Here is an 18,955-nt window from a genome sequence, read left to right as displayed (position 1 = left end):
GGGCTGACGCCGCCCCCCTCCCGCCGGACGATGCGGCGCCGCCCCGGGCCGGACAGGATAGTTACGATGACCCGACACGCCAAGGGGCTGTGTCACGGAACCACGCGGGGACCACGGAGGAAGCGCCGATGCCGAAGGTAGTTCTGGCCGGGCTGCGCGCGGACGCCGTGCGGCTGGCCCTGACCTGCCTGTCCATCGTGCTCGGTGTCGCCTTCGTCACCGGGACGTTCCTGCTGACCAGTTCCATCGACCGGGCCTTCGACTACGGCTACGCGCGCGCCGCCCAGAACGTGGACGTGGCGGTGCAGCAGACCGGGTCGGCGGTGTACCCGAACACCACGGCGCCGCCGAAGCTGCCGACCGACCTGACGCCGGCGGTGGCCGAGCGGATCCAGGCCCGGGTCGGGTCCGGCGCCGTGGTCGCCGGGCAGGTGCGGGGTTCGGCCCCGCTGCTGGACGCCGACGGGAAGGCCATGCGCACCGACGGCCTGACCGGCAACGCCGTGTCCTTCCCCGCGGACCCGGCGCTGTTCCCGGGCACCATCGTGGCGGGCAGCGGGCCGGCCGGGCCCGGTGACGCGGTCGTCGACAAGGACACCGCGGCCGAGCACAAGCTGCGGGTCGGGCAGACGATCCAGGTGGTGGCCCACGACCTGTCGGTGCGGACGTTCCGTCTCGCCGGCGTCGCCGAGTACGGGGTGGACAACCGCGCCAACGGCTGGACCCTGGTCGGGCTGCTGCCGCAGGTGGCGCTGGACGTGACCGGCAGGCCCGGCTACGACCAGATCGACCTGCACGCCACCGGGGGCGCCTCGCAGCAGCACCTGGCCTCCGAGGTGAGCGCGGCGCTGGGCGGCGGCCCCGAGTTCACGGTGCTGACCGGTGCGCAGTACACGAAGGCGGTCCTGGAGCACCGTGCGCCGGCGGCCGCGCACGTCACGCAGATCCTGGAGGTCTTCGGGGCGGTGGCGCTGCTGGTGGCGGCGTTCGTCATCTACAACACGTTCACCATCCTGGTGGCGCAGCGGATCCGGCAGGTGGCGCTGCTGCGCTGCATCGGAGCGCACAAGAGGCAGATCTTCGGCGCGACGGTGGCGGAGGCGGCGCTGGTCGGGCTGATCGGCTCGGCGGTCGGCGTGGTGGGCGGGATCGGCGTGGCACGGGGCCTGCACGCCCTGGTCGGTGTGCTGACCACGACCAAGCTGCCGCCGGGCGGGATCGTGGTGACCGGCGGGGTGGTGCTGCTCGGCATCGCCGTCGGGTTCACGGTGACGGTGGCCTCCGCCGTTTTGCCGGCCCGGATGGCGACCAGCGTGCCTCCGATCGAGGCGCTGCGGACCCAGCAGGAGGTGAAGACCACGCACGGCCGCGTGGGACGCACCCGGGTGGTGGTCTCGGCGGTGCTGGGCGTGGCCGGGATCGCGCTGGCCGTGCTGGGGACCGGGAAGAAGGAGCTGGTCGACGGTGTGACCCTGATCGGCCTCGGCGGCGCCCTGGTGTTCGCGGCGCTGATCGTGGCCGGGCCGCTGATCATCGGACCGATGATCTGGGCGCTGGGCTGGCTGCCGGGCCGGTTCTTCGGGACGCCGACGCGGCTCGCCGGATCCAACGCCCGCCGCAACCCGGGCCGGGTCGCGGCCACCACCGCGGCGCTGACCATCGGCGTGACGCTGATGTCGTTGTTCACGGTGACGCAGGACTCGGTGCACGTGACCCAGTCGCAGTGGATCGAGGCGCACAACCCGTACGACTACTCCGTGGACCCGCCGGGGACCGGGCAGACGGTGCCGTTCCAGGTCGCGGACCAACTGCGGGCCAAGCCGCAGCTGCAGCACGTGGCGGCGGTGGACGGCGCGCGGGCGGTGCTGTCGGGGACGTCGATCGACATCGGCGCGGTGGAGTCCTCGGCCTACGGCACGTTGTTCAAACCCGTGGTGAAGTCCGGATCGCTGGCGCAGTTCGGCCCGGGGACCGTGGGGCTGTCGAACGAGATGGCCGACCTCAAGCACCTGAAGGTCGGCGATCCGATCACGATCGACACGGCCTCCGCCGGCCCGGTCACGGCGCAGGTGGCGGTGATCTACCAGGTGGCCACCGGGCACGGCGTCGACTGGTACGACGTGCTGCTGCCGCGTGAGCAGTTCCTGGCGGTGTTCAAGCCGGACGGCGACACCCAGATCCGGATCCTGGCCGCACCGGGGGTGAGCCTGGTGGACTCGCGCACCGCGGTGGACTCGGTGGTGTCGCAGTACTCGTTCCTGCACACCGGGAGCCTGGCGGAGAAGAAGGATTCGCTGGCCGGCTCGGCCGACGCGACGCTGTCGCTGTTCACGGCGATGCTGGGACTGGCGGTGGGGATCGCGGTGCTGGGCATCGCCAACACCCTGTCGCTGTCGGTGGTGGAGCGCACCCGCGAGTCGGCGCTGCTGCGGGCGCTGGGCCTGTCCCGCGGCCAGATGCGCCGCATGCTGTCGGTCGAGGCGGTGCTGATGTCGGCGGTCGGCGCCCTGCTGGGGGTGGCGCTCGGCGTCGGCGTGGCGTGGGCGCTGGAGGAGCTGATCGGGAATGTGGAGGGCGGCGCGGTGCTGTCGGTGCCGATGGTGACGCTGGCCGGGTACGTGGCGCTGGCGTCGGTGGCCGGGCTGCTGGCGGCGGTGCTGCCGGGGCGACGGGCGGCGTCGGTGTCGATCGTGGCGGCGATCGCGGATTCCTGATGCGGGCTGAACCCATCTCGCCGGAGCGGCTGACGGAGCGTGTGGCGGACCTTGTGCTGAAGGCGGCTGAGGCTGCCGGCTCTGCCCCGCGGGCTGATGCGGTTGACGCGGGCGACACGGATGATGCGGCCTACGCGGGTGACGGGCCGGCGGCGTCGTGGACGCGAGTGGCGATCGACGGCGCTCCGGGGTCGGGCACGGCCGAGCTGGCGGCGTCGGTGGAGGCCGCGCTGACCGCGGTGGGGCGGCCGGTGCTGCGGATCTCGGCGGGCGACTTCCTGCGTCCGCGGTCGCTGCGGCTGGAGCACGGGCGCGAGGATCCCGACGTCTTCTACACCGAGTGGCTGGACGTCAAGGGCCTGATGCGGGAGGTCTTCGATCCGCTGACCGCGGGCGGTTCCGGACGGGTGCTGCCCACACTGTGGGACGCCGCGCGCGACCGTGCCAGCCGGGCGAAGTACGTCGAGCTGCCGCCGGGCGGCGTGCTGATCCTGGAGGGCGCGCTGCTGTTCGGGGTGGGGCTGCCGTTCGACGTGTCGGTGCACCTGTGGCTGTCGAAGGGCGCGCTGGCCCGCCGGACGCCCGAGGCGATGGCGTGGAGCCTGCCCGCGTACGCGCGCTACGACGCCGAGATCGATCCATCGCGCGCCGCGTCCCTGACGGCGCGGATGGACGATCCTCGGCATCCGGCGTTGCTGTTCTTCTGACTGCTTACGGGTTCCCGGGTGGCGGTGCCGGCGGTGCCGGCGGTGCCGGCGGTGAGGCCGGCGGTGGCGGCGCGGGCGGTGGCCCGGCCGGTGGCGGTTGCGACGGCGGCGGTCCCTGGGCCACCGTCGGCTGCCCGCCCCGCAACACCGCGAGTCGGGTCCGGTACTCGTTCTCGTCGATCTGGCCGTGCGCGAACCGTTCGGCGAGGATCTGCTCGGCTGAGGCCGTCCCAGTGCCGGCGCCGATGCCCGTGTCCTGCCTGTGGGCACTCAGACTGCGCGCGAGCCAGATGATCGCCATGATCACCAATGCCAACAGCGCGATCATGAACAACACCCACAACGTCCAGCCACCCCAACCGAGGCCCTGGTGCATGTTGTGGTGTCCTGGTCCGTACCAAGGGCGGGGATTCATGGGCTTCCACCTCCTTCAGTCCCTTTGCCCCACCTCTAAGTCTCGCCGATTTCCTTAGATGTCGCTGAAAGTGGCTTAGGAATAGGCACACCTTGTTCGGCAGCCCAACGGCGCGCGTGCGCGATGCGCGCGGGGATCGGCGGGTGGGTGTAGCGCAGCAGGATCTCGTAGCGGCGCGGACGCAAGTCGGCGATGTTCTGGACGGCGAGGGACCGTTCCATGCGGACGATGGTGTCGGGTTCGCGGAACAGATCGAGCGCGTAGCCGTCGGCGCGGGACTCGATGTGGCGGCTGAAGGCCAGACCCCACGGCTCGCCCAGCAGGCCGATGACCGCCAGGATCGCGCGGACCAGCGCCTGCGACCGCGGGTCGTCGGCGTGCGTCACCCCCGCCGCGTCCAGGAGCGCGGTCCAGTGCAGCGCCGCGGCCAGCAGCGCCACCCCGAGGGCGGCGCCCACCGCGCCGAGCAGCGTGCCGACGAGGACGTCCCGCCGGGCGGCGTGCCCGAGCTCGTGGGCGGCGACGGCGGCGACTTCGTCGGTGTCGAGACTGTCGGTGGTGGTGTCCCACACGACGAGGCGGCGCGTCTTGCCGAAGCCGGAGACGTAGGCGTTGGCGGCGGTGGTGCGCTTGGAGCTGTCGCTGACGAGGATGTCCCTCACGGGGACGCCGGACTCCTCGACCAGCGCCATGAGACGGTCGCGCAGCGGGCCCTCGGGCAGCGGCCGGAACTTGTTGAACAACGGCTCGATCAGCACCGGCATGATGAACGACCCGAGGACCGCCAGCCCGGCGGCGGCGAGCGCGGCCCAGACCCACCAGGCGTCGCCGGCGTGACGCAGCAGGTAGTAGAGGCCGAGAACAGCCGCCGCGGTGAGCACCGCACCGATGACGAAGCCCTTCGCGGTGTCGGCGGCGAACAGACCCCAGCCGCGTCGCGAGAGACCCCACCGCCGGCTGACGGTCTCGCCCCACATGCTCAGCGGGATCCTGAGGAGCAGCCCGAGCAGCGAGATGGCGAGGCTGCCGAGCACCGCCTGGGCGACCCAGCCCCCGCCCGCGACGTCCCCGGCCACCCGCACCAACCCGGCCCCGGCCGGCGTCAGCCCGAGGACCAGCGGCACGGCGAGCCCGAGGGCGGTGGAGATGATCAGCAGCGGACGGACGTCGTGCTTGTAGGCACGCGAGCGCTCGATCTGCTCGGGGGTGAAGTCTTGGGCGGTGTAATCCACGTGTCCAGTGTGCGCCGGGCCGGTAGGTAACGGTCGGCAGGTAGCCGGCATGTCCCGCGCGTGGAGCGCCGATACTTCCGACCGGCCCCTCCAGTACTAGGCTCTGCCCCACACGAATCGCTGAGCCTTAATCGCTGTGCCTTACAGGGGCCGGACCCGTTGGGGGAGTCCGTGGACGACAAGAAACTGCGAATGCGCGCCTCGGATTCGGAGCGGCAGGCGGTGGTCGAGGTGCTCAAGGTGGCGCTCGATGACGGGCGGCTGAAGATGGATGAGTACGTCGAGCGCATGGAGAAGGCGTACGAGGCGACGACGGTCGGGGATCTGGCGTTGCTGCATGACGATCTGCCGGGTGTCGTGGTGCCGGTGAAGCGGCCGGCCGCGGCGGAGGGGGCTCCGGTGGGTGCTGCGCCTTTCGTCGCGCCGGCGCCGGTCGGACCACCGCCGGTGCCCGCGACGGGCATTCGTGGGGCGTACTCGGAGTTGCCGGCCGGGTTGAAAGTGCTGTGGACGATCTGGTTCGCGGCGGTTTCCATCAACGTCGTGGTGTGGGTGCTGCTGGGGCTGACCAGCATGAGCATCCCGTACCCGTGGCCGTTGTGGGTCGCCGGGCCGGCGGGGGCGGCGTTGTTCGGTATATCGGCGCCGACGTTGCAGGCGAAGCGAGCGCGGCAGGCCAAGCGCAGGGGACTGCCGCCTAAGAACTGAGGCGGCGCAGGGCTTCCACGGTGTCCACGTCGTCAGGACGGCCTGTGCCGGTGCAGTCGACGGACACGAGATCGGCGCGTGAGGCGAGGAATTCCCGGGCGCCCGCGTCGCCGCTCAGCGTGGGCAGCAGATCGGCCACCGCTGTGCGGCTGAACAGCACCGGGTGGGCGCGCTGACCGTCGTACGTCGCGACGGCGACCCGGGCGCCGTCGCGCCAGGCGTCGACCAGGCGCCGTACCGCCTCGGAGCCGATCAGCGGCTGGTCGACGAGCGTGACGACGACCGCCTCGGCCTCGCCCGCGGCCAGCAGGCCGGCCCGCAGCGAACCGGCCATCCCGCTGCGCCACTCCGGGTTGAGCACGAGGATCGCGTGCCGTACCGCGCCGACGTCCAAAGCCCCGACCACGACCAGCACCCGGTCGCAGCCCCCTGCGACGAGCGTGCCGACCGCGCGGTCGACCAGCCGCTCGCCCTGGAACCGCGCGACGGCCTTGCCGCCGCCGAACCGCGTCCCCGCGCCGGCCGCAAGCACGACGCCGACGACGCCCGCGGTCTCGACCTCGCCTCGGCTCACCGGTGGATCCGCCCTTCCGTGTCCCGCAGGTGTTCCCCGCTCCCCCGCCGCCGGACCGCGATCAGCTCCGCGGCGATCGACACGGCGGTCTCGGACGGCGTCACGGCGCCGAGGTCGAGGCCGATCGGCGAGACGAGGCGCGCGAGTTCGTGCTCGGCGACGCCGGCGGCGCGCAGCCGCTCGATCCGGTCGGCGCAGGTGCGGCGCGAGCCCATGGCGCCGATGTAGCCGGCCGGCGAGCGCAGCGCGACCTCCAGGGCCGGGACGTCGAACTTCGGATCGTGGGTGAGCACGCAGATCGCGGTGCGGGCGTCGATCGGCGTCTCGGCGAGGTACCGGTGCGGCCACGCGACCACCACCTCGTGCGCGTCCGGGAAGCGCTCGGACGTCGCGAACACCGCGCGCGCGTCGCAGACCGTGACGTGGTAGCCGAGGAACCGGCCGACGCCGGCCAACGACGCCGCGTGGTCCAGCGCGCCGAGGATGATCAGACGCGGCGGGGAGGACAGGACGTTGAAGAACACTGTCACGAGGTCGGTGGAGGCCGCCGCGTGTCTCGGCTCGGTCGAGCCGGTCGAGCCGATCGAGCCGGCGGGTTCGGCGGGTTCGGTCGGCCCGGTCGGTCCGGCAAGTTCGGTCGGTCGTCCGGCGGGTTCGGTCGAGCCGGTCGAGCCGGCGGGTTCGATCGGCCCGGCAGATCCAGTCGGCCCGGTCGGCCCGGCCTCCCACCCCGCCCCGCGTCCCGGCCCCTTCCCCGGCACCGGACATCCGTCCAGCCGATACCGCCGCAGCGCCGGCTCCCCCACCTCGACCAACGCGTCCGCGTCCCGCGCCACCGCGTCCGCCAGCGCCGCGAAGCCGTTGGCCCGCAGCCCGTCGCCGCGGTGCAGCCCGACCAGTTCCGGCGGCCCCTCGACCACGGTCACCACCGCCGCGCCCGCGTCGCGGGCCACGGCCTCGCCGACCCGCTCCAGGTGCGAGGTCCCGGTCGTCGACGGCTCGATGAACACCGTCAGGGTGCCGCCGCAGGTCAGGCCGACGGCTTCGGCGTCGCTCAGGCCGTAGGTCTCCAGGCGGGGCCGGCCACTGGCCAGCACCTCGGTCGCGGCTTCGAACACCCCCGCCTCGACACAGCCTCCCGACACGCTCCCGACCACCTCGCCCGGAACGCCGTCGACCATGCGCACCGCCATGGCCGCGCCGAGCTCGCGCGGGCCGCCGCCGGCGGCGACGACGGTGGCGAGCACGAACGGGTCCCCGGCGGCGCGCCAGGCGAGCAGGACGGGGAGCAGATCACGCACCCGGGCCCACATCCACGATGGCCGCCACCGGGCCGCCGCCGTCCGGGCCCTGGTGGGCCGCCGAGACCGAGACGAACACCGCCGGGTCGCCGGTCACCGAGGCCGCGACGCCGCCGACGCAGGCCTTGATCTGGCGGTGCCAGTGCACGTCGGAGTCGTCCAGCATCGCGTTGCGGCGGCCGCGCACCATCCCGTCGGTACTGGCCTCGCACTTGAGGAACACGTTGACCAGGCGGCCGTCCAGGTCCGAGGACCGCGGCCGCTCCGGCAGGTCCAGGCCGGCCGCGCGGATCGCGTCCCAGATCCCGTCGGCGTCCAGCGCGTCGGTCATCACCGCGTGGCCGATGCGGTAGCGGCCGCCGACGCCGCGCGCGTTGCCGACCACGACGACCTGCGCGCGATCCAGTTCCACCCCCGAGGAGCAGGACGCCACCGAGGAATACAGGGACCTGTCATGCAGCACCGCCTCGTCGGACGGCATCGCGATCTCGCCGAGCGCCACCGCGACGCCCAGCGCGGTGCAGCCGTTGGACAGGTCCATCGACTCGTGCGTGTGCTCGGTCCACACCGACCGGCCGCGGGCCTTGGCCTCGCGGATGGTCTGGATCGTCAGCAGCGGCGTCTTGGTCTGCACGTAGTGCACGTCCGCCGGGTCGTCGATGCCGGCCCGCTTCATCGCCTCGTGCACGGCGTCGGCCACCTTCGTGACCATGGCCGAGCGGCCGATCTCCTCGGGCAGCAGCGGCTCGCTCATCGCGAAGCCGACGGTGAGCCGCGGCTCGTCGCAGGGCTCCGCGTCGGCGGTGGTGGCGAAGATGGTCGCGTGCGGCGACAGCACGCCGTCGGTGCCGCCGGACCAGACGATGGGGACCTGCGCCACCTCGGACTCGCCGCGCGTGCCGAGCCGGACCAGCACCTCGCGGAAGGCCCGGTCGGCGATGATGCGCGTGTAGTCGTTGACGCCGCCGTTCCCCTCGGTCTTGCCGACGACGGCGACCACCCGGTCGGCGTCCAGCACGCCGGCGGTGATCAGGTCGGCCAGCCCCGACGCGTCGCTGACGTGGTGCAGCGGCACCTTCCGGACCTCGATGGCCTCAGGCACGGTCGTTCTCCTTCTCACTGTATCTTTCCACCACGGTTCCGGCTTCGCCGAGAACGGCTTCCCGGATGCGTCCCAGCGCGGTGATCACCGCCCGCCGCCCGCCGCGCTCGACGAACCGGCACGCCGCCTCGGCCTTGGGCGCCATGCTCCCGCCGCCGAACTCACCGGCCGCCAGGTGGCCGCGCAGCTCGGCGACCCCGAGGCGCCGCAGGGCCCTGGCGTCGGCGCGGCCGAAGTGCAGGAACATGTGGTCCACGTCGGTGGCGATGACGAGCTGCTCGGCGCCGACCGCGCGGGCCAGGAGCACGGCCGAGAGGTCCTTGTCGACGACGGCCTCCACCCCCCGGACCGCCGACGACGGCGTCTCGCGGACCATCGGGATCCCGCCGCCGCCGCAGGCGACGACGACGAACCCGGCGTCGGCCAGCGCCGTGACGGCGGGCGTGTCCAGCACCTCCAGCGGTTCCGGCGAGGCGACGACCCGGCGCCAGCCGCGCTCGCCGCGGTCCTCCCAGACCTGGCCGTGGGCGACCATCGCAGCGGCCTGATCCGCGGGCAGGAAGCGGCCGACCGGTTTGGTCGGGCGCGCGAACCCGGGGTCGCCGGGGTCGACCAGGGTCCGGGTGACCACCGCCGCCACCGGCTTGGCGACACCGCGCGCCGCCAGGGCGGCTTCGAGCGCGCTGACGATCACGAACCCGAGCGTTCCCTGCGTCTGCGCCCCGCACCAGTCCAGCGGCACCGGCGGGACGACGTGCGCGGCCAGTTCGTTCTTCACCAGCAGGTTGCCGACCTGGGGGCCGTTGCCGTGCGTCAGCACCACCTCGACGCCGCCGGCCACCAGGTCCGCCACCGCCTCCATGGCCTGGCCGACGGCGGCGATCTGGTCCTCGGGCCGGGCCCGGCCGTCGGGGGCCGTCATGGCGTTGCCGCCCAAGGCGATCAGGGTGCGCATACGGCCGTCACCGCCAGTCGCAGTCGGCCGACGTCGCCCCGCCCGCCAGCCGCGCGTAGCCCGGTCCGCGGTCGAAGAACGGTTCCGGCCCGCGCACCGAGCGCATCTCCTGCCGCAGCGTCTTCGTGATCGCGAGGTTCACCTCGCCGTCGGCGTTCAGCACGACGCCGTAGTCCCGCTTCGCCCCGAACCGCGAGACCTTGCCCCAGCGCAGGTCCCGGGCGACGTCCTCGACCGGCCGCTCCAGCGGGTCGCCCCAGCCGCCGCCCCCGGTGGTCCGGATCCGGATGACCTCCCCGGCCCGCACCGGCTCGGCGTCGGCGAGCGCGTCGACGATCCGCTCGCGCGGGCCGCCCGGGTCGACCACGACCTCGAAGGGCCGGCCGGCCCGGCCGCCGTTCACGCCCCAGCAGGCCAGGATCGACCGGTCGGCGATGCTCATGAACTCGGCGTCCCGCAGCATCCTGATGTGCTTCTCGTAGCCGAGCCCGCCGCGGAACCGCCCCGGTCCGCCGGAGTCCACGGCCAGCCCCAGCTTCTCCACCCGGAACGGCCACCGGGCCTCGGCGAACTCCACCGGGATGTTCCGCGAGTCCGGCACCACGTGGATCGTGTCCTCGCCGTCAGCGTAGTAGCGGCCGCCGGATCCGCCGCCGAGCACCTCGCGCATCAGATAGGGCAGGCCGGAGGCGTCCACGCCGTGGACGCCGGTGTAGCGGATCGTCTCCTGGTCGGCGGGCATCCGGCCGTCGACGGCCTTCGCCAGCGCACCGGCCAGCACGCCCAGCAGCCGCAGGATCACGAACGTGCGCGCGTTCGTCGGCGCCGGGAAGACCGGGGTCAGCAGCGTGCCCGGCGGCGGGAAGCGCATCTCGATCAGCGGCACCACGCCCTCGTTGACGTCGAGCTCCGCCATCCGTTCCGGACTGTCGGCCAGGTTCCGCAGCACCGGGGCCAGCCACTTCTTGAGGAAGTTGCCGTCGGCGAAGTCGCCGCAGTGGTTGATCGGCCCCTTGGCCTGCGGACCGGTTCCGGCGAAGTCGACGATCAGGCGGCCGCCGTCGTCCGGCACCTTGGTGAGGGTGATCCGCTGCCGGTGCAGCTTGGGCTCGTCGACGCCGTCGTGCTCGGCGTAGTCCTCCCAGGTGTAGGTGCCGTCCGGGATCTTCGCCAGCACCTCGCGCCGGAACGTCTCGGTGGTCAGGTCGATGATGCCGTCGAAGCACTCCTCGACCGCCTCGCGGCCGTAGCGGTCGAACAGCTCGCCGAGCCGTCGCGCGCCCATCAGGCACGCCGAGCACTCGGCGTCCAGGTCGGCGGCCAGCGAGTCCGGCATCCGCGAGTTGCGTGTCATGATCTTCAGCGCGGCCTCGTTCGGCACCCCGGCGTCCCAGAGCCGGATCGGCGGCACCATCAGGCCCTCCTCGAACACGCTGCGCGCGCCGGAGGGCATCGAGCCGGGACAGGCGCCCCCGATGTCGTCGTGGTGGCCGAAGGCCTGCACGAAGGCGACGACCGCGCCGTCGTGGAAGACCGGGACGGTGACGCACAGGTCGGGCAGGTGGCCGATGCCGCCCTCGGAGAGGTAGACGTCGTTGTGGAAGAAGACGTCGCCGGGGCGCATCCCGGAGATCGGGTAGTCGCGGACGACCGGGTGCACGAGGGCCGAGTAGCTGCGGCCGGTGAGCTTGCGCAGCTTGGCGTCGTGGATGCCGACGCGGAAGTCGTGGGCGTCGCGGATCATCGGGGAGCGCGAGGTGCGGGCGATGGCGGTCTCGACCTCCCGCTCGACGGAGGTGAGGGTGCCCTCGACGATCTCCAGGAGGACGGGGTTCAGCACGGGGCCTCCTGGGTGAGCAGCAGGTTGCCCCACCGGTCCATGGTGCAGACGAAGCCCGGGTGGACCGGGACGGTCGAGCCGTACTCCTGGATGACGGCCGGGCCGGTGAGGTGGTCGCCGTCCCTCAGGGTGGCGCGGTCGTGGACCGGGGTCTGCACCGGCTGGTCGTCGAACCAGACGGCTCGGACGTCCAGCGGTTCCGGTTTTCCGCCGGTCCGGGTGGGCACCTCGGCGATGTCCGGTCGCCGGATCGGCCCGATGCCGGTCACCCGCAGGTTCACCCACTCCACGGTCTGGCGCTCGTCGCCGCGGAACGAGTAGCCGTACATGTTCTCGTGGGCCGTGTGGAAGGCTTCCACGACGCCGTCGAGCTCGCCCGGGTCACCGTCGGGCACGGGGACCCGCACCTCGTAGGCCTGGCCGAAGTACCGGAGGTCGGCGCTGCGCTTGAAGACCCGCTCCGACGCCGCGAAGCCTTCGGTCGCGAGGGCTTCCGCGGCCGCCGTCTCGAGCTCCGCGTACAAGCTCCGCACCTGGTCGGCGTCGATCCGGTCGTGGCGCCGCACGTGGGTCTGGACGTAGTCGTTGCGGACGTCGACGGTCAGGAGCCCGAACGCCGACACGTTCCCGGGGTTCGGCGGCACCAGCACCCCGCGCAGGCCGAGAATGTCGACAAGCCGACAAGCTAACAATGCGCCGGAGCCGCCGAAGGCGGTCAGCAGGAAGTCGCGCACGTCGAGGCCGCGCTTCACGGTGACTTGCCGCAGGGCGTTGGCCTGGTTCCACGCCGAGATCTCCAGGATCCCGGCGGCCGTCGCCTCCTCGGTCAGGCCGAGCTTGTCCCCGAGGGCCGCCAGCCCGGCCCGCGCCGCGTCGCGGTCCAGGGGCACCTCGCCGCCGAGCAGCCCGTCGGGGATGCGGCCCAGGACCAGGTGGGCGTCGGTGACGGTGGGCTCGGTGCCCCCGCGGCCGTAGCAGACCGGCCCGGGGTCGGCGCCGGCCGAGCGCGGACCGACCTTGAGCGTGCCCTCGGGCGCCAGCCACGCCACCGAGCCGCCGCCGGCGCCGACGGTCACGACGTCGATCATGGGGATCTTCGAGGGGTAGCCGCCGACGCCGCCCTCGGTGGTGACCGCCGGTTCGCCGTGCAGGACGACGGCCACGTCGGTGGAGGTGCCGCCGCCGTCGAGCGTCAGGATGCGGTCGAAACCGGCGTGGGAGCAGATCAGGGCGGCGCCGAGGGCGCCGGCGGCCGGGCCGGAGAGAACGGTCGTGACCGGCTGACGGACGACTTCCTCGGCGGAGAGCACGCCGCCGTTGGACTTCATGACGTAGAAGGGGATGCGGCGGCGATGGTCGGCGAGATCGTCGAGGCGCTCGCGGATGCGGCCCACGTAGCTCGCGACGGTGGGCTTCACGGCCGCGTCGACGAGCGTGGTCATCGACCGCTCGTACTCGCGGTATTCGGGAAGCACGTCGGAGGACAGCGACACGGCGGCCTCGGGGAACTCCGCTTCGAGGACGGCGCGCATCGCCCGTTCGTGGTCGGGGTTGGTGTAGGAGTGCAGGAACGAGACTCCGATCGAGCGCACGCCCGCGGCCTTCAGGCGGCGGGCCGCCTTCTTGGCGTCGGCCTCGTCGAAGGGGCGGACCTCGGCGCCGTCCGCGTCGAGGCGCCCCCCGACGCCGTGGACCAGGTCGGCGGGGACGATGCGGGGCGGCTTGACCCAGAAGTAGCTGTTGCCGTAGCCGTCCGGGACGGACTGGCGGGCGATCTCCAGGAGGTGTTCGAAGCCCGCGGTGGTGACGAAGCCGAGGTCCGAGACCTTACCCTGCAGCAGCTGGTTGGTGGCGACGGTGGTGCCGTGGCTGACGACCGCGAGGTCGTCCGGGACGGCGTCGAGCAGCGTCAGGGCTTTGCGGACGGCGGCGAGGAAGCCCTCCGACGGGTCGGCGGGGGTCGAGGGGACCTTGGTCGCCGCGAACCGGCCGGAGGTCTCGTCGACGGCCACGACGTCGGTGAAGGTGCCGCCGGTGTCGATGCCGATCCGGATCATGCGCCGCCCCCGAGCGGGAACGGGGTCTCGGCCTCGCTGAGCAGTTCCTTCTGGTACGCGGTGAGCAGGCGCAGGTTGCGGATCGCGAGGTGGTCGAACGTCTGCGGGCGGTCCGAGCCGGGGGTCAGGGTCCGCATGGCGTCGGCGGGATCCAGGCGGGCGGCGGCCCAGCCCTCGTGCGACGCGGCCCGGGCCACGACCTCGGCGGTCGGCGTGACGATGAGCGAGTTGCCGAAGTAGTGCACCCCGGCGGGGTCGGTGCCGGTGGCGTTGGCGCCGATGACGTAGACGTGGTTGTCGTAGGCCCGGGCACGCGTGGTCAGCTCCCAGATGTCGGCGGAGCGGAGCAGCGCCGAGGGCCGGCAGACGATCTCGGCGCCGAGGACGGCCTGGATGCGGAAGAGCTCGGGGAAGTCGCCGTCGAAGCAGACGGAGAGGCCGATGCGGCCGAGCTCGGTCTCGACGACGGTCACGGCCTCGCCCGGGGTCACCCACTGCATCTCGCCGGGGAAGAGGTGGGTCTTGCGATAGACGCCGAGGACGGCGCCGTCGGGGCCGATGAGCATGGCCGAGTTGTGGACGACGCCGCGTTCCCCGCCGCGCTCATAGGTGCAGTGGACGACGTGGACGCCGAGGCGGCGGGCCGCCTCCTGCACCGGTTCGGTGGTGGGGCCGGGGATGGGGCTCATCAGGTCCCAGAGGTCGTCGGCGGCGATGCCCGGTGTGAAACCGGTGGTCACCGCCTCCGGCAGGACCAGCAGGTCGGCACCGGTCGCGCTGACGCAGCGCTCGATGAGCTCGACCGCGCGGTTGAGGTTCTCGGCGACGCTGTTGACGGTCAGGGGGCCGGGGTGGGGCGCGAGTTGGAGGGCCGCGGCGGTCAGCGTGCGCATTCAGCGCCCCCGCCGAACGCGCGAGCGGCCCATCGCCCAGCCGATCACCACGCCGCTCAGCGCCGCGGCCGCGCCGGCCAGAGCGGCCGCCATGATCGCGGCGGCTCCTGCGGTCCCGGTGGAGACAGGGGTTCCGGGGATCGGAGCGACGGCGTAGCGCGTGCCTTCCGCCGTGGCCGTGACCGCCTCGGCGGAGCCGGCCGCCACCATGGCCACCGGCGCCGGCGCGCCCTCGCGGGCCAGGACGCCGTCCATCCCCGTGAAGAACTGTCCGGCCAGTTTCCGCGCCACCCCGCCGAGCATCCGCTGCCCGACGCCGCCGACCACGCCGCCGACCACCGCGTCGGCGTCGTACTCGACCCGGGTGCGTCCGTCGACCTCGTCGACTAGCAGCATGCGGCACTCGGCCGACACCGTCCCCGGGGCCCCCGCGCCCGACGCCCGCAGCGTGAACGACCGCGGGGCCACGCGGTCGGCCAGCTCGACGCGTCCCTTGTAGGTGCCCTTGATCGAGCCGACGCCGACCGTGACGACCATGTCGTACACGTCCGGTGCGACCAGTTCCAGCCGCTCGCAGCCGGGGATCGCGGCGGCGAGCGTCGCCGGATCCGTCAGGGCCTCGAAGACCCGTCCCACCTCGGCGCGCAGAACCGCGTTGCCGGAGACCTTCACGCGTGTACCCGACCTTTCCGCAACTCGTACAACTCGCTTGGCGAGATCGGCATCCGCCGGATCGCCACTCCTCGGTCCCGCTCGGCGTCCTCGATCGCCGAGGCGACCGCCGCCGAGGTGGGGATGACGCCCGCCTCGCCGGCGCCCTTCAGTCCCAGGGGATTCAGCCCCGATGCCGTGACCATGTGCGCCGTCTCGATCTGCGGCACCTCTGTGGAGAACGGGATCAGGAAGTCCATATAGGAGGCGTTCACCAACTGCCCGGCGTCGTCGTAGACGATGCGCTCGTACAGCGCTCCGCCGACGCCCTGGGCGACACCGCCGTGCACCTGCCCCTCCACGATGCGCGGGTTCACCACCACGCCGCAGTCGTGCACGACGCAGTACCTCAGGATCCGGATGTCGGCGGTGTCCGGGTCGGTCTCGACGACGACTCCGTGCGCCCCGGCCGCGAACGTCGACCGCTCCGGCATGTAGAAGCCGGTCGCCTCCAGGCCGGGCTCGTCGCCGGTGCCGGCGGCGGACGCGAACTGGGTCGCGGCCTTCGCCGCCTCGTCGAACGCGTAGCGCAGCGGGTTGGACAGCACCGCCACGGTGCGCAGATCGATCGCGGTCGTGGGGTCGTCGCGGCGCCGGACCATCCCCTCGACCAGTTCCAGATCCTCCGCGGCGGTCCCCTCGCCGAGGGCCGCCGCCGCGATCCGCTTGGCCTTCTCCGCGACCTTCCCGGCGGCCACCGCGACCGCGTTGCCGCTGGTGACGATGGCACGGGAGGCGAACGTCCCGACCGCGTACTTGAACCGCCGGGTGTCGCCGGTGACGACCGTGACGTCGGCGACCGCGACCCCGAGCACGTCGGCGGCGATCTGCGCGAGGGTCGTGTAGTGGCCCTGGCCCTGCGTGGTCAGGCCGGTGGAGACCACGATCTCGCCGGTTGTCTCCACCTTCACGTGGGCACCCTCGTACGGTCCCATGCCGGTGCCCTCGACGTACGCGGCGACGCCGATCCCGATCCGCCGGCCCTCGACGGCGGCGGCCGCGCGCTCGGCCTCGAAGCCGTCCCAGCCGACCAGCTCGCGGATCATCCGCAGCATCGTCGGATAGTCGCCGGTGTCGTAGATCAGGGGGCGGCCGTCCTGGAACACCAGCCCCTGGTCGTAGGGCATCTCGTCGGGCTGGATCAGGTTGGCCTCGCGCACCGCCAGCCGGTCCAGGCCCAGGTACTCGGCGATCGCGTCCATCGTCCGCTCCATCGCGAACACGCCCTGCGGCCGCCCGGCGCCGCGGTACGGCGTCACGATCACCGTGTTCGTGTACAGCGACGTGAACTCGACCCGGTAGGCGCCGACCTTGTACGGCCCCAGCAGCTGCGTCGACGTCACGATCGGCACGATGATCCCGTACGGCACGTACGCGCCGTTGTCGTGCCAGATCTCGACGCTCAGGCCCCGCAGCCGTCCGGAGTCGTCGAACCCGACCTCGATCCGCTGCTGCTGCCCCCGCTCGTGCGCGGCGGAGACGAAGTGCTCGCGCCGATCCTCGACCCACTTCACGTCCCGGCCGAGCCTCATCGCCGCCCAGGGCACCAGGATCTCCTCCGGCCAGGGGTGCACGATCTTCACGCCGAAGCCGCCGCCGACGTCGGGCGTTATGACCTCGACCCGGTCCGGCGGCAGGCCGAGCTTCGCGGCCACCGCCAGGCGGACGCTGGTCGAGGTCTGTGTGGAGGAGTGGACGCGCAGGGTCCGGTCGTCGGCGTCCCAGTGCGCCAGGACGCCCTTGCCCTCCATCGGCATCGAGGCGCTGCGCTCGATCGCCAGGTCGAGGGTGAGTCGGTGCGGGGCCGCGGCGATCGCCTCGCGCACGTCGCCCTTGCCGTTCTCCTGCACGCTGACGGCGGCGACGTTGCCGGGGATGTCCGCGTGGACCAGGCGCTCGGCGGCGCGTGCCTGGTCGATGCCGACCACCGGCGGCAGTTCGTCGTAGGAGACCACGATCCGCTCGGCGGCGTCCTCGGCGAGGTAGCGGTCGGTGGCGACGACCATGACGACGGCTTCGCCGACGTGGTTGACCTCGCCGTCGGCCAGGCAGTGCGGCGTGCGGGGGTGGGTGAGGTCGGGGTGCGGGATCAGCAGCGGCAGCGGTTCGGCGATGCGGTCCGGGAGGTCCTCGTAGGTATAAATGGCGACGAGGCCTTCGACGTCGAGCGCTCCGCTGACGTCGATGTCGGTGATGCGCGCGTGGGCGACCGGGCTGCGGACGAAGGCGGCGGCGAGCGCGCCGCGTCCGAGGTCGTCGAGGTAGCGGCCTTGGCCGCGCAGGAGTCGCGGGTCCTCTTTGCGCAACAGCGGCTGGCCCACATGTTTCTCACTCATGGGGTGCCTCCCTTTCACGCTTGATCTCCGCAGCCCGCAGCACCGCCTTGACGATGTTCTGGTAGCCGGTGCACCGGCACAGGTTGCCGCCGATGGCTTCGCGGGCCTCCTCCTCGGTCGGTTTCGGGTTCTCCTCCAGGTAGGCGGTGATCGTCGTGATGAAGCCGGGGGTGCAGAAGCCGCACTGCAGGCCGTGGCATTCGAGGAAGGCCTGTTGGACCGGGCCGAGCTGGTCGTCGTCCTCGACGCAGCCTTCGACGGTCGTGATCTCGTGGCCGTCGGCCGAGACCGCGAAGATCAGGCACGACCGGACCGGCGCGCCGTCGAGCAGCACGGTGCAGGCGCCGCAGACGCCGTGTTCGCAGCCGAGGTGGGTGCCGGTCAGGCCGAGGTCCATGCGCAGGAAGTCGGCCAGCAGCCGGCGGGCGGGGACGTCGCCGCGGCGGGTGACGCCGTTGACCGTGACCGTGACCTGGTGTCGTTGTTCGCTCATGGCGCCACCGCCTCGTACGCGGCCTTCAGGGAGCGCGCGGTCAGGATGCGGGCCAGGTGCCGGCGGTACTCGGCGCTCGCGTGGATGTCGTCTTCGGGTTCCAGCCGGTCCGCGGCGAAGTCCGCGGCGGCCGTCCAGTCGGCGCCGGCCGCTGCTTCGGTCAGGTCGACCACCTGGGGCACCGGTCCCATGGCGATGTACGCGGCCTTCGCGGCGGCCACCGCGCCGGCGTCGTCGACGCGCACCAGGGTGCCGACGCCGCAGAGCGCGTAGTCGCCGTTGCGCCGCGACATCTCGCGCCAGTCGCTCCCGGTGCGGCCGCGGGGCCGGGGGAAGTAGGCCTCGACCGCGATCTCGTCCTCCCGGCAGGCCGACTCCATCGGGCCGACGAAGAAGTCCGGCGCGGCCACGGTCCGCTCGCCGTCGCGCTCGGAGCGCAGCACCACCTCGCCGTCGAGCAGCGCCAGGACCGCCGGCATCTCGCCGCAGGGGTCGGCGTGCACCAGGCTGCCGACGGTGGTGCCGCGGTTGCGGATGGTGGGGTGCGCCACGGTGCGTACCGCCTGGCGCAGCAGCGGGATCGTCTCGAAGGCGTGGGTGGCGCGCTCGACGTCGGCGTGCCGGGCCAGGGCGCCGACGCGGACGCCGTGGCGGTCGCTGTGCACGTAGGCGAGCTCGTCCAGGCGGTTGACGTCCACCAGCCGCGCCGGGGCGGTGAGCCGCATGTTCAGCATCGGCACCAGGCTCTGGCCGCCGGCCAGCACCTTGGCCTCGGCGCCGTGCTCCGCCAACAGCCGGACGGCCTCGTCCAGCGTGTCCGGGCCGTGATACACCACCGGCGGGGGCTTCATGTCCGAATCCTCTTCTCACCCAAAGGGTCGCGGCGACGTCGACATCTGCCGAACGCCGCCGCGATC

The 18,955-nt window shown here is 72.8% G+C and carries 16 protein-coding genes; 3 read left to right on the top strand and 13 right to left on the bottom strand.

What is annotated here, in order from left to right; translation table 11 throughout:
* Nucleotides 1-128 precede the first annotated feature (128 nt).
* Together ABD466_RS18100 and ABD466_RS18095 are read left to right on the top strand one after the other, a co-directional pair.
* Complete coding sequence (locus tag ABD466_RS18100; RefSeq protein WP_344658253.1) at nucleotides 129-2,714, top strand: ABC transporter permease; 2,586 nt, start codon at nucleotides 129-131, stop codon at nucleotides 2,712-2,714.
* A complete protein-coding gene (locus tag ABD466_RS18095) occupies nucleotides 2,714-3,421 on the top strand; it encodes a nucleoside/nucleotide kinase family protein (protein WP_344658252.1) in 708 nt (235 codons plus the stop codon). The genes ABD466_RS18100 and ABD466_RS18095 overlap by 1 nt, the downstream gene beginning before the upstream one ends.
* A gap of 4 nt (nucleotides 3,422-3,425) precedes the next feature.
* Here the strand turns inward: ABD466_RS18095 and ABD466_RS18090 are convergent, their stop codons facing one another.
* Complete coding sequence (locus ABD466_RS18090) at nucleotides 3,426-3,836, bottom strand: SHOCT domain-containing protein (RefSeq protein ID WP_344658251.1); 411 nt, start codon at nucleotides 3,834-3,836, stop codon at nucleotides 3,426-3,428.
* A gap of 35 nt (nucleotides 3,837-3,871) precedes the next feature.
* Nucleotides 3,872-5,068 (bottom strand): M48 family metalloprotease, encoded by a 1,197-nt coding sequence (locus tag ABD466_RS18085; RefSeq protein ID WP_344658250.1) that lies wholly within the window; start codon nucleotides 5,066-5,068, stop codon nucleotides 3,872-3,874.
* Between the two features lie 171 nt (nucleotides 5,069-5,239).
* Between ABD466_RS18085 and ABD466_RS18080 the strand changes: the two genes are divergently transcribed.
* On the top strand, nucleotides 5,240-5,776 hold the full coding sequence (locus ABD466_RS18080; protein ID WP_344658249.1) for a DUF1707 SHOCT-like domain-containing protein: 537 nt from the start codon (nucleotides 5,240-5,242) through the stop codon (nucleotides 5,774-5,776).
* Here the strand turns inward: ABD466_RS18080 and ABD466_RS18075 are convergent.
* Genes ABD466_RS18075 through ABD466_RS18025 form a run of 11 tightly spaced genes read right to left on the bottom strand, consistent with a single transcriptional unit; the run spans nucleotide 5,766 to nucleotide 18,889 of the window.
* On the bottom strand, nucleotides 5,766-6,350 hold the full coding sequence (locus ABD466_RS18075; RefSeq protein ID WP_344658248.1) for a nucleotidyltransferase family protein: 585 nt from the start codon (nucleotides 6,348-6,350) through the stop codon (nucleotides 5,766-5,768). The genes ABD466_RS18080 and ABD466_RS18075 overlap by 11 nt on opposite strands.
* Nucleotides 6,347-7,651, bottom strand: a complete 1,305-nt coding sequence (locus tag ABD466_RS18070) for an XdhC family protein (protein ID WP_344658247.1) — start codon at nucleotides 7,649-7,651, stop codon at nucleotides 6,347-6,349. Before ABD466_RS18070 ends, ABD466_RS18075 begins: the two co-directional genes overlap by 4 nt.
* Nucleotides 7,644-8,753, bottom strand: a complete 1,110-nt coding sequence (bar, locus tag ABD466_RS18065) for a barbiturase (RefSeq protein ID WP_344658246.1) — start codon at nucleotides 8,751-8,753, stop codon at nucleotides 7,644-7,646. Before bar ends, ABD466_RS18070 begins: the two co-directional genes overlap by 8 nt.
* Nucleotides 8,746-9,708, bottom strand: a complete 963-nt coding sequence (locus ABD466_RS18060) for a carbamate kinase (RefSeq protein ID WP_344658245.1) — start codon at nucleotides 9,706-9,708, stop codon at nucleotides 8,746-8,748. Before ABD466_RS18060 ends, bar begins: the two co-directional genes overlap by 8 nt.
* A gap of 7 nt (nucleotides 9,709-9,715) precedes the next feature.
* Nucleotides 9,716-11,548, bottom strand: a complete 1,833-nt coding sequence (locus ABD466_RS18055; RefSeq protein WP_344658244.1) for a hydantoinase B/oxoprolinase family protein — start codon at nucleotides 11,546-11,548, stop codon at nucleotides 9,716-9,718.
* The gene (locus tag ABD466_RS18050) at nucleotides 11,542-13,605 is read right to left on the bottom strand and encodes a hydantoinase/oxoprolinase family protein (RefSeq protein WP_344658243.1); all 2,064 of its coding nucleotides are present in this window, start codon (nucleotides 13,603-13,605) and stop codon (nucleotides 11,542-11,544) included. Before ABD466_RS18050 ends, ABD466_RS18055 begins: the two co-directional genes overlap by 7 nt.
* Nucleotides 13,602-14,498, bottom strand: coding sequence for a carbon-nitrogen hydrolase family protein (locus ABD466_RS18045; RefSeq protein ID WP_344658242.1), 897 nt, complete (start codon nucleotides 14,496-14,498; stop codon nucleotides 13,602-13,604). The genes ABD466_RS18050 and ABD466_RS18045 overlap by 4 nt, the downstream gene beginning before the upstream one ends.
* Entirely contained in the window at nucleotides 14,499-15,170 is a 672-nt protein-coding gene (locus ABD466_RS18040; RefSeq protein ID WP_344658241.1) for an SRPBCC family protein, read from the bottom strand. It lies immediately after the preceding gene.
* Nucleotides 15,167-17,545 carry an aerobic carbon-monoxide dehydrogenase large subunit gene (gene cutA, locus ABD466_RS18035; protein ID WP_344658240.1) on the bottom strand — a complete coding sequence of 793 codons (2,379 nt, stop codon included), beginning with the start codon at nucleotides 17,543-17,545 and terminating at the stop codon, nucleotides 15,167-15,169. Before cutA ends, ABD466_RS18040 begins: the two co-directional genes overlap by 4 nt.
* Nucleotides 17,538-18,038, bottom strand: a complete 501-nt coding sequence (locus ABD466_RS18030) for a (2Fe-2S)-binding protein (protein ID WP_344658239.1) — start codon at nucleotides 18,036-18,038, stop codon at nucleotides 17,538-17,540. Before ABD466_RS18030 ends, cutA begins: the two co-directional genes overlap by 8 nt.
* Nucleotides 18,035-18,889 carry an FAD binding domain-containing protein gene (locus ABD466_RS18025; RefSeq protein ID WP_344658238.1) on the bottom strand — a complete coding sequence of 285 codons (855 nt, stop codon included), beginning with the start codon at nucleotides 18,887-18,889 and terminating at the stop codon, nucleotides 18,035-18,037. Before ABD466_RS18025 ends, ABD466_RS18030 begins: the two co-directional genes overlap by 4 nt.
* Nucleotides 18,890-18,955 lie beyond the last annotated feature (66 nt).

The sequence above is a fragment of the Catenulispora subtropica genome (genome assembly GCF_039531675.1).
Lineage (GTDB): Bacteria > Actinomycetota > Actinomycetes > Streptomycetales > Catenulisporaceae > Catenulispora > Catenulispora subtropica.
Note: the sequence above shows the minus strand (reverse complement) of the source record. Positions and strands in the feature narration are given on the sequence as shown.

Excerpts from the sequence above, each read along its gene's own strand:
- ABD466_RS18045 (WP_344658242.1), bottom strand. The coding sequence starts at position 14,498 with ATGCGCACGCTGACCGCCGCGGCCCTCCAACTCGCGCCCCACCCCGGC.
- ABD466_RS18060 (WP_344658245.1), bottom strand. The coding sequence starts at position 9,708 with ATGCGCACCCTGATCGCCTTGGGCGGCAACGCCATGACGGCCCCCGAC.
- cutA (WP_344658240.1), bottom strand. The coding sequence starts at position 17,545 with ATGAGTGAGAAACATGTGGGCCAGCCGCTGTTGCGCAAAGAGGACCCG.
- ABD466_RS18095 (WP_344658252.1), top strand. The coding sequence starts at position 2,714 with ATGCGGGCTGAACCCATCTCGCCGGAGCGGCTGACGGAGCGTGTGGCG.
- ABD466_RS18025 (WP_344658238.1), bottom strand. The coding sequence starts at position 18,889 with ATGAAGCCCCCGCCGGTGGTGTATCACGGCCCGGACACGCTGGACGAG.
- ABD466_RS18030 (WP_344658239.1), bottom strand. The coding sequence starts at position 18,038 with ATGAGCGAACAACGACACCAGGTCACGGTCACGGTCAACGGCGTCACC.
- ABD466_RS18050 (WP_344658243.1), bottom strand. The coding sequence starts at position 13,605 with ATGATCCGGATCGGCATCGACACCGGCGGCACCTTCACCGACGTCGTG.
- ABD466_RS18100 (WP_344658253.1), top strand. The coding sequence starts at position 129 with ATGCCGAAGGTAGTTCTGGCCGGGCTGCGCGCGGACGCCGTGCGGCTG.
- ABD466_RS18090 (WP_344658251.1), bottom strand. The coding sequence starts at position 3,836 with ATGAATCCCCGCCCTTGGTACGGACCAGGACACCACAACATGCACCAG.